The sequence below is a fragment of the Enterobacter sp. NFIX59 genome, from assembly GCF_900113755.1.
GTDB classification, from domain to species: Bacteria; Pseudomonadota; Gammaproteobacteria; order Enterobacterales; family Enterobacteriaceae; genus Enterobacter; species Enterobacter pseudoroggenkampii.
The window spans coordinates 35,691-44,117 of sequence record NZ_FOQN01000012.1 but is presented as its reverse complement, the minus strand read 5'-3'; the positions used below and the strand labels follow the sequence as shown (position 1 = coordinate 44,117).

Here is an 8,427-nt window from a genome sequence, read left to right as displayed (position 1 = left end):
AGGCTGGTTTTCAATGTGTTTTTGGTCGGCACGAGAGGATTTGAACCTCCGACCCCCGACACCCCATGACACCGCAACTAAAGTGCTACAAACAGCGTCTTTTATGGTGTCGGGAGGTGTTCATGTGTACAAACAAACAGTGCTTTTTTAGCAAAATTCGCACTATATACATCAATGGGTTATGGGTAGTTTCTCCCCAAAGGATTTAAGTATGAGTTGCCTAAGCTTAGGGTGGAAAGCATCAAATATGCCTGTGGCACTGTGGATGAAAACTCTTTTTGGCGAGGGTGATGTGATTTTACAAATTTAAGGTTAAAATGTTTTAAATTAACTCTAATTAAATTTATAATATCATAGGTTGGAATAGTTAATTTGTTGTATGTAATGCGCATGAATTTAATAATTTCAAGGGTAAACACATGGCGAAGGAATTTGAGTTAAATAAATGGATTGATGAGAGTCTTCCAAAATTTGAGCTTTTAGGAAAACATATTGCTTTTATAATTGAAACTTTACTCCAGCAGAATGAAATAGCGTATCTTTCTGTAAGTTATAGGACTAAAACCAAAGAAGGAATTATCGAAAAGGTTGGTCGAAAAAATTATAGAAAACCAGTTGATGAGCTAACCGATGTTTCAGGTGTCAGAGTTATACTTTACCTTGAATCAGATATAGCTAAAGTAAGTGAAATTATAAAATCAACATTTAATATCGATGAAAAAAACAGCATGAGTAATGAGAGTAGACTTTCATCAGATAAAATAGGTTATAGGTCCGTACATTATGTATGTGATATTGGTGAAAATAGAATTGCTTTAAAAGAATATGAATATATTTCAGGGTTGAAATGTGAAATTCAAATTAGAACAATGTTGCAGCATGCTTGGGCTGAACTGACACATGATAGAAATTATAAGTTAGGTACCAACTTACCTTTACAAATACAGAGAAAAATAAATCTATTTTCGGGAATGCTTGAGATAGCCGATCAGGGATTTTCTGAAATAGTTAGCTCAATTGAACAATATAAAGAATTAATTGATAGTAATGACTTAGGGCAATTAACTTTACAAAAAATCAACTCTATAAACTTACACAAGTTCGTGGAGGAAATTACCAAGGAATTGGGGCTGGAGCTAATGCCAGTCTTTGATTGGGAAGGTGATTCATCAAAGGAAATTCTTGAGGAGTTAAAAATCTCAGGTCTTAATAGTTTTAATGAAATTACTGAAGCCATACCAGAAAATTATAGTGAAGTATGCAAACTAAATGGTGTCCATTTAAATATATATGCTTTTTTACGCGATATAATGGTAATTCATAATTATGAGGCGTTGAATGGGAAAGATTCTATTAATTGGGTTCTGGCTTCAGAGTCTGAACCTGAGGAATTGGAAAGGCATAAAAAATTCTATTCCAACTTTATGGATCAAAATAGAGCAACACAATTAGTTCAAGCTTTTACATTAATGAATGATTAATTTTTTTTGTCGAGCATCAATAGCCATCAAAAATGATGGCTTTGAAAAATGGAGTACATTTATCCTGAATGATTCAAAGTTTTTTAGTCAAAAAATTCCCAAGTCCTGACCGAAGCCCATTCAGATGGAACTGTCAGTATAAAACCTGTCATTTTACATAAGCTAGTTCCAGCTTGTTATGCGCAATAAGCTAATAAGCCATAATTTCTCCATGCGGAACGACAACCCAATCGATGTGGTTTTGCGTGTAGATTTTTGTCGACTTCGCATCGCTGTGCGCCATGCGTCCTTGTGGATCTATACCTTGCTTATCAAAAAGGTGAGCAGCCAGCGCTCGGATTTCATGAAAAGTTGGTCTTTCATCCATTGCCAGCTTGTCACATAAACCTAGCTTGTCTCGTAGTGCTGAAAACGACCTGCTCAGATAATCTGGAGCAACCTGTGTCGGGTGTGACACCTCTTTACTGCGTTTAACCTGTCGCTCCGGAATCCTGTGAACAACAAACGGACTGGCTACGTTATCCCTACTTTCATCAATTATGCGCTTTAACTCATCTCCAATTGGAATCGCAACGTGGGATGCTTCCTTCTTTTGTACCTTTTGACGATGGATGTAAAGCGTTCCATATATGCCATCTTCTGGCTGTTCGAGCCATACACAACCACAAATACCATTCTTTGGTTCACGAATGGAATACCGAATCCTAGATACTTCTAGGCGTGCATGTGTCGTCTGTAAGGCCAAATCCATCGCAGTTCTTAACCACGGCGCCGCAGCACTACGTATAGCCATGAAATGCTCTAGCGACAGTCGTTGCCTTTTCTTCTCTTCAGTCCTGCGCATTTTCTTCCTGGTCGCTGGATTGTCGAGCATCAAGGATTCATCGACTGCATACGAAAAAAGCTTTTTTAGAAAGCTGACTTTTCTGTTTTGCACGTTGGCGGACGCGCCGGCATGGTATTTGTTGATGTAGGCGTTCACGTGCTCCAGTTCGATATCGCAAGCTGGAATACTAGTGAAGAAATCTTTCACGCGTAATGCGTCATTATTCCAATCATCCAATGTACTCTGAGAAGGGCGTTCGTCTTCAACAGCCCGAGCCATGATGTGATCCACGTGATCTGCAAATGGTTTGGCTTCTCCAGTAACACCGCCGGATTCTCTAATGAGATTATCAACGGATGGAGAAAGTTCAGGTCTCATTCTAAGGTTGTACTCACGGGCAATAGCTATGGCCATGGCCCGATCCTTACCTATATTCTTCTTCTTGCCTGTTACAAGCGTGAATTTATAAACACCGCGATCTTTATCAAAAAATAAATAATCTGGCAGGTGTCGGTATTCTTTTTTTCTTGGCCTTGCCGCCATGGTTAGCCCTCATTAATCAACTGGCGAACTGCTTGACTAACCATTGAGTCGACGCCCCATTTTTCTGTTTCGCAGACAAAAACAGATCCGTCCACGATACGCCCCATGAGTAAACCATTCTCGACCCAACGTTTAATCGTTCGGTTATCAGGAACAGAGTCATCGGTGAACTCTCGGCGTCCCCATTGACTCGCCTTCATCAGCTTTGCCATGGTTTCCTTCTCCATAAGCCCGGCTGCACCCGGGCTAATAGTATTGTTACTCGCTACTGGTAGTGATGTTCAACTTCGGTGCTGCAAAAATCTTAATGCCAGCCGTAAGAATCTCGTGAATAGCGTTGTCATTACCAGAACACCAGCCTTCTGCATATTCGCGGCTGAACCCGCTAATGTGCATTACTTCGCCTACGCTACGTTTTGGAAGATTTACCTCCCGCGCCTCCAGTACAGCACTTCGCTTTTCCGCGTTTGCTAGTTGTTCGAGGAGTTCTTCAACTAACGTCACACGCATCACTACCTTCTGACAGTCGTGGCGTTTGGCTCTGGCGATTGTGGCGCGCAGAGTCGCATATTTGTTGGGGGTCATTGGACGGACTCCTGACGAAGATGGTTTATTTCGGCGTCAAGGCTCATTCGCTGGTCCATCGATTCCGTCAAGGCGGCAAATGTAACGTCCAAGCGAGTGGCTACCTCACGCATCAGGGAAGCTTCTGCTGGTGGCAGTTTCCCCGCCGCAGCATGGGCTGCGGCTACCAGTTCTTTTATCTTCATGCGAGGCATGCGCGTGATTCCGTAAGCTCATTGAAACGGTTAATGAACAAACCATATGCCTGGCCTGGGCGAAGAGGAACGATCTGGATAATGTCGCTGGCCGGAATACCTTCGAGGCAAGGCCAGAGTGAGCCGTCGTCGATATCCAGATCGCGGCGTTCCGTGGCAAGCATCACCAGATCGGCGTATTTCACTACCGCTGACATATCAGGGGTGATGCTGAATTTGGCCCGGAGCAGCTGTTCTACCCGCTCTTCAATGCGGCGGTAATCTGGAAGCAATGCTTTCAGGGGGGCAGGGATGTCCTGGCAATAGGCTTCAGCTGCGTCATGCATCAGGGCTTCAAAGGCAAACTCTGGCGGCACAATTTGGCTGCACAGTACCGAGTGCTGGGCCACGCTGTAAAATTCCGGCAGATGACCACTGAAGCGGCAGATGTGGGAAAGTGCGGTCGCAATATCCTCGATCTCTACGTCGTCAGTGGTTGAATTGAGGTAATCGAATTTCTTACCTGAAAGTGTCTGGATATAACTCATCGTATTTTCTTCTCCATATTTGGCAGCTGCACCTGCGCCAGTTTTTGGTTGTACGAATCCCTCGCCATTGGCGATTAATAAAGGGAATTACGCTTCAATAAATCCCCGCGGCGCCGGGGATTTAATGCAGTGAAATTACGCTTTAAAGTTACCGATAAAGGTTTCAACCGGCTTGTCGGTGAACTTCTCGATCAGCAGGTCACGGAACTCGTTGGCGATAGCTTCTTCCTGGGCTTCCAGTTGAACGATGCGGAGTACAAACACCGGTTCGCCGCTTTTAAGCAGGCTGTTACGCAGGCTAAAGCGGCGTTCGCCCAGGCCTTCATATGGCACGCATTTGAACTCGAAGGCGACAGGCATCACGTCTTTACTGCTGGCTTCAACGCTCTGCATCAGGGACTTTCTGCCGCCAAAATCTTCGTCTTCATGAGCTGCTTCCGAGACTTGTTTGATATTGACGCGACGAACGGCACCAGCTGCCTGCGCGATGGACAACACATTCCCGTCGGCATCAAATGCGGTCAGAAAGTCGGCCCAGTCCTCCAGCCATTCAGCAATTTCTTTCTGGCCCAGACGATTGCCGTTTACCTGAAGCAAGGCTCGGAATGGTGCTGTCTTTTTGAGGTTGATAGAGGCGACGTTATCAGCATGGCCAGGGTTAGCCAATGTACCGATGTTGAAGACAGAGCGTGCGGTCATGTTGTCAGCATCGATAAAGCAGCGCGCTGGTTCGGCTTCGTTGGCATAGCCTGCTGCGTAACGCACAAAATCAGGAATACTGGTTGTGGTCATGGCGCCACGGAAGCGAAAACGCTCCAGTTCGAAACGCTCGAGGCTTTCAACGTTAACACCTTCAGGAAGCAGGGCAGTCGGGCATGCCGTAACTTTTGCTGCATCCAGGTGGTACCCGGAAAGAACCAAGTCTTTCACCTGCTGCAGGGCATTGCCGTCTAAAATCTGGGACATAAAATTTCCTTAATATGTGGTCAATCGGATGTCAGTGATTTGTCTGCTGCGAATCACTGTGCCGCTTTAAGCTTTCCGTCAACGCCGCCATTGATCCCGAACAGCTGCCCCTGATCTTCCTGCAGGATGGTCAGCTTGCCGCCTTTGTTAACCCACATTGGTGTTTCGGTGGTGTCTTCTTCGGAGGCTTTACCGCGCGGGGTTGGGGTGACGTAGTTCAGCTTGTGCTTGATCTTGACGCGCTTCTCTTCGACGGAGTTACCCATACGCTCAATATCAAAGGTGAGGACTACTTTGCCCTTGGTACCGTTGTTCAGAACGCCAAGCGCGGTAGTGTTTAAAGCTGCCGCGATCTTGTTCATGAACACGCCGGCATCCAGTTCGCCCAGGAAATCGGGCACTACGGTCATGCGGTCATTACTCATGGTCTAACCCTCGGTGAGGCGGCTGCCACCGCCAGTGGAACTTCTCCATACACAACAGAAAAGGGCACCTGCGTAGCACTGACGGCTGCAACCACCATTTCTGCGCCCGGGTGGATTGGGGAATGAGCCCGTCGCCCGGTGATGCCCTTGTCTCTTGTGTAAAAAAGGTGCCCACCGATGTGATGGGCAAAGACTACACACAGCAATGATTTTGTTGTGGCGGTGGTGCCTCCACCTGCCGGACCGGCCAGAACCGGCGACGCTACACCTCAAGAAACGTATTCATTTCAAATGTTGAAATAAAAATTTGTTGGCCTCGTCACGTGCGCAGAGCCGCATTACCACAACTGGAAGCGCACTCCACCAGGTAACAAACCGATCCCCATCAGTGAAAAGAGGAATGCGCTTTCATGTTGTGTTGTGCTGGTCGGTGCTGATCTCCAACTTTCGGGATGGTTGTGCCATTGCCCCGCGCGGGTTAATAGTCCGCTGCACATCAGCCTGTGCATTCACCACAACGGTGAGAGCACTGTTTACCTGCTTTACCGCGTCGCGTCTCACGCAGTCCGATAATCAGCAATGCTCTCGCCTGTTGTGCCCTTAAAAAGCTGGCTGTCACCCTCAAGGGGGAAGTGAGCAGCCAGAACAGGGAGCACGTCTTATTGTTTTGGCCTGCTTTTAGCCACATCAGGCGAGGTGATGCCTGCTATTCCCCAACAACAAGGATTCGGTTATTCTGCTTATTCCCCAGCAAGTTAAAGGACTAAGCGTTATGTCATCTGCTCAAGAGCAAACTATTAATCAACTCCGCTCCGATATCTCTAATCTTACAAAGGCACTCGAGCTGGTTAATGAAAGGCTCAACAAAACTCAAAACGAACTTTATGCGTATGTACTAGTTTTATCTTCTGGACTTACCGCTATGGATGAGTCCACAAAGGAGCGTGCACGAGTTTCCTTAGCCTCAACTATTGAGCACTATCCTGAGGGGGATAAAGACCGACCTGAGTTTCTTGACCAGGCATCTGAGATAGCGAAAACAGTCTTTGTGAAACACGGATAGCGATTTTTTCCAATATCCTGCAGCTCCTCAGTGGATGGCACTTTCGCCATCCATTCTTTGCGACCGCAAACTTAGCATTCTGATTCCTGCTGAAGACGTTTCGTCATTTCTATTCACCTATATATTCCTGCGAATCATCCGGTCATTCATATGCTACCGGCGGCTACTTCGTGGGCTTCCTGCCTGTTCGTTGTTGATGAATGAAATCTAAAATAATTTAGTTTAATGGTCAAGGTGAAATGGCTAAATATTTTTAGTTTTCACCAAGGGAGGAGGGAAAGGAGGAAGGATTAGCGGCGCATTTGTCGTCGATGTTCTACGACCACTCCAATTATAGAGATATGTTCTACAGCAGAGTTTAAAGGAGCAAAATCAGGATTTAATGGAATAAGTTCAAAGACTTCCTTACCGTCCTCATTAACGCCTCTTGCACGATATTTCTTGAAGGTGGCGTACTCGCTACCATTTTTGGCGACTACGTAATCTCCTGGGGCTGGGCAAAGGTCAGGATCAACAATTATGGTATCGCCCTCCTTAAATTCTGGCTCCATCGATTTGCCGCGGACTTTAAGGGCAAACGTTCCAAAGGAGTGCGCACCTGTTGTTAGAATGTAATCAACAGCGCCTTCTAGATTCCTTGCGTCGCTTTCAGATGTCCACGTTCCCGCTTGTACCCAACTGATAATAGGTACTTGCATTGCTCCAATGGTACCAGTAGAGACATTAGATTTTTCTTCTTTGCCTGTTAAAAGAAAAGCTTCTGATACGCCAAAATACCGAGCAAGTTTAGTAAGCGAGACACCGCCTGGGATGTTTAGGTCTTTCTCCCAATACCCGACAGTCACATCCGTCACGCCCACAACCCTACCAAGTTGCTTTTGTGTGAGCTTTCGCTCCTTTCTTAGTGATTTTAAACGACTTCCAAATGTATTCACGGTTGTTCGCCAGTTGTCAAAAACTAAATTATCTTAGCTTTAATTGACCTAAATTTGTTTGGTACGTAATATCTAAATAAATTTAGGAGGGTGTATGACAACAACTGAGTTAGAAACGTTCTTCGGAACACCCAATAAAGCAGCTGATTTCTTCGGTGTATCCCCTGAGGCATTTTACCAATGGCGGAAAAGGCCGGGCAGTTTAATACCAAAAGGCCGCGCTGCTGAAGCTGCATATCGCACCAAAGGAAAGCTCGTTTTTCGTCCTGAGCTTTACAACAAGCCTAATGGACTGAAGTCCTAAGAAATACCACAGAAGAGAGGTACAAGCCGTGGGTATAGAACCTGAATGGAAAGTGGATAAGCAGCCAGCCTGGCTGGTGGCCGCAATCAAAAAAACGATAACTGAACTGCCTGGCGGGTATTCCGAAGCAGCTGAGTGGTTGGGTGTGACCGAGAATGCGCTGTTTAACCGGCTGCGTACCGATGGCGATCAGATCTTCCCGCTGGGTTGGGCGATGGTGCTTCAACGTGCTGGTGGTTCAAACCACATAGCGAACGCTATTGCACGTCACTCGAACGGTGTTTTCGTGCCATTGGCTGACGTTGAAGAAATAGAGAACGGCGACATCAACCAGCGTCTTATGGAGTCAGTGGAGTGGATCGGCAGGCATTCGCAATACGTTCGCAAAGCTACCGCTGACGGCGTTATTGATGCTCAAGAACGCGCCCAGATTGAAGAGAACAGCTATCAGGTGATGGCTAAGTGGCAGGAACATTTGACGCTGCTTTTCCGTGTGTTTTGTGCGCCGGAAAAAGGTGACGCCCGCGAGTGTGCAGCTCCGGGCGTCGTGGCAGACAAATCTTGTATGGAGAAGTAAT

At 46.1% G+C, this 8,427-nt stretch carries 11 protein-coding genes and 1 pseudogene; 4 read left to right on the top strand and 8 right to left on the bottom strand.

Annotation, left to right across the window (positions count from 1 at the left end; all coding sequences use genetic code 11):
- Positions 1-419: 419 nt before the first annotated feature.
- Positions 420-1,481, top strand: coding sequence for a GTP pyrophosphokinase (locus tag BM007_RS22465; RefSeq protein ID WP_090421127.1), 1,062 nt, complete (start codon positions 420-422; stop codon positions 1,479-1,481).
- A gap of 190 nt (positions 1,482-1,671) precedes the next feature.
- Here the strand turns inward: BM007_RS22465 and BM007_RS22460 are convergent, their stop codons facing one another.
- From BM007_RS22460 to BM007_RS22430, 7 genes and pseudogenes are all read right to left on the bottom strand, one after another.
- Positions 1,672-2,850, bottom strand: a complete 1,179-nt coding sequence (locus tag BM007_RS22460) for a phage integrase Arm DNA-binding domain-containing protein (RefSeq protein ID WP_090421124.1) — start codon at positions 2,848-2,850, stop codon at positions 1,672-1,674.
- 2 nt (positions 2,851-2,852) lie between these two features.
- On the bottom strand, positions 2,853-3,062 hold the full coding sequence (locus tag BM007_RS22455) for a hypothetical protein (RefSeq protein ID WP_047055370.1): 210 nt from the start codon (positions 3,060-3,062) through the stop codon (positions 2,853-2,855).
- A 46-nt stretch (positions 3,063-3,108) separates the two neighbouring features.
- Positions 3,109-3,342: pseudogene (locus BM007_RS23500) on the bottom strand (hypothetical protein); the annotation flags it as partial.
- A gap of 89 nt (positions 3,343-3,431) precedes the next feature.
- A complete protein-coding gene (locus tag BM007_RS23495) occupies positions 3,432-3,629 on the bottom strand; it encodes a hypothetical protein (RefSeq protein WP_016247400.1) in 198 nt (65 codons plus the stop codon).
- Positions 3,617-4,156, bottom strand: a complete 540-nt coding sequence (locus BM007_RS22440; RefSeq protein WP_090421121.1) for a hypothetical protein — start codon at positions 4,154-4,156, stop codon at positions 3,617-3,619. Before BM007_RS22440 ends, BM007_RS23495 begins: the two co-directional genes overlap by 13 nt.
- A 135-nt stretch (positions 4,157-4,291) precedes the next feature.
- Entirely contained in the window at positions 4,292-5,122 is an 831-nt protein-coding gene (locus tag BM007_RS22435) for a YfdQ family protein (protein WP_090421116.1), read from the bottom strand.
- Between the two features lie 53 nt (positions 5,123-5,175).
- Entirely contained in the window at positions 5,176-5,547 is a 372-nt protein-coding gene (locus BM007_RS22430; protein WP_016247397.1) for a hypothetical protein, read from the bottom strand.
- Positions 5,548-6,319: 772 nt separating this feature from the next.
- Here BM007_RS22430 and BM007_RS22425 point away from each other — a divergent pair.
- Positions 6,320-6,610: a hypothetical protein gene (locus tag BM007_RS22425; RefSeq protein WP_090421113.1), complete on the top strand. Its 291-nt coding sequence runs from the start codon at positions 6,320-6,322 to the stop codon at positions 6,608-6,610.
- A gap of 290 nt (positions 6,611-6,900) precedes the next feature.
- Here BM007_RS22425 and BM007_RS22420 read toward each other — a convergent pair whose 3' ends face one another.
- The gene (locus tag BM007_RS22420) at positions 6,901-7,545 is read right to left on the bottom strand and encodes a helix-turn-helix domain-containing protein (RefSeq protein WP_090421110.1); all 645 of its coding nucleotides are present in this window, start codon (positions 7,543-7,545) and stop codon (positions 6,901-6,903) included.
- 94 nt (positions 7,546-7,639) lie between these two features.
- Between BM007_RS22420 and BM007_RS22415 the strand changes: the two genes are divergently transcribed.
- Both BM007_RS22415 and BM007_RS22410 read left to right on the top strand, forming a co-directional pair.
- Positions 7,640-7,849: a Cro/CI family transcriptional regulator gene (locus BM007_RS22415; RefSeq protein WP_090421107.1), complete on the top strand. Its 210-nt coding sequence runs from the start codon at positions 7,640-7,642 to the stop codon at positions 7,847-7,849.
- Between the two features lie 28 nt (positions 7,850-7,877).
- A complete protein-coding gene (locus tag BM007_RS22410; RefSeq protein ID WP_032678779.1) occupies positions 7,878-8,426 on the top strand; it encodes a YmfL family putative regulatory protein in 549 nt (182 codons plus the stop codon).
- The last annotated feature ends 1 nt before the right edge of the window (position 8,427 follow it).

Coding starts and splice junctions, on each gene's coding strand:
- BM007_RS22465 (WP_090421127.1), top strand. CDS start 420: ATGGCGAAGGAATTTGAGTTAAATAAATGGATTGATGAGAGTCTTCCA.
- BM007_RS22460 (WP_090421124.1), bottom strand. CDS start 2,850: ATGGCGGCAAGGCCAAGAAAAAAAGAATACCGACACCTGCCAGATTAT.
- BM007_RS22455 (WP_047055370.1), bottom strand. CDS start 3,062: ATGGCAAAGCTGATGAAGGCGAGTCAATGGGGACGCCGAGAGTTCACC.
- BM007_RS23495 (WP_016247400.1), bottom strand. CDS start 3,629: ATGCCTCGCATGAAGATAAAAGAACTGGTAGCCGCAGCCCATGCTGCG.
- BM007_RS22440 (WP_090421121.1), bottom strand. CDS start 4,156: ATGAGTTATATCCAGACACTTTCAGGTAAGAAATTCGATTACCTCAAT.
- BM007_RS22435 (WP_090421116.1), bottom strand. CDS start 5,122: ATGTCCCAGATTTTAGACGGCAATGCCCTGCAGCAGGTGAAAGACTTG.
- BM007_RS22430 (WP_016247397.1), bottom strand. CDS start 5,547: ATGAGTAATGACCGCATGACCGTAGTGCCCGATTTCCTGGGCGAACTG.
- BM007_RS22425 (WP_090421113.1), top strand. CDS start 6,320: ATGTCATCTGCTCAAGAGCAAACTATTAATCAACTCCGCTCCGATATC.
- BM007_RS22415 (WP_090421107.1), top strand. CDS start 7,640: ATGACAACAACTGAGTTAGAAACGTTCTTCGGAACACCCAATAAAGCA.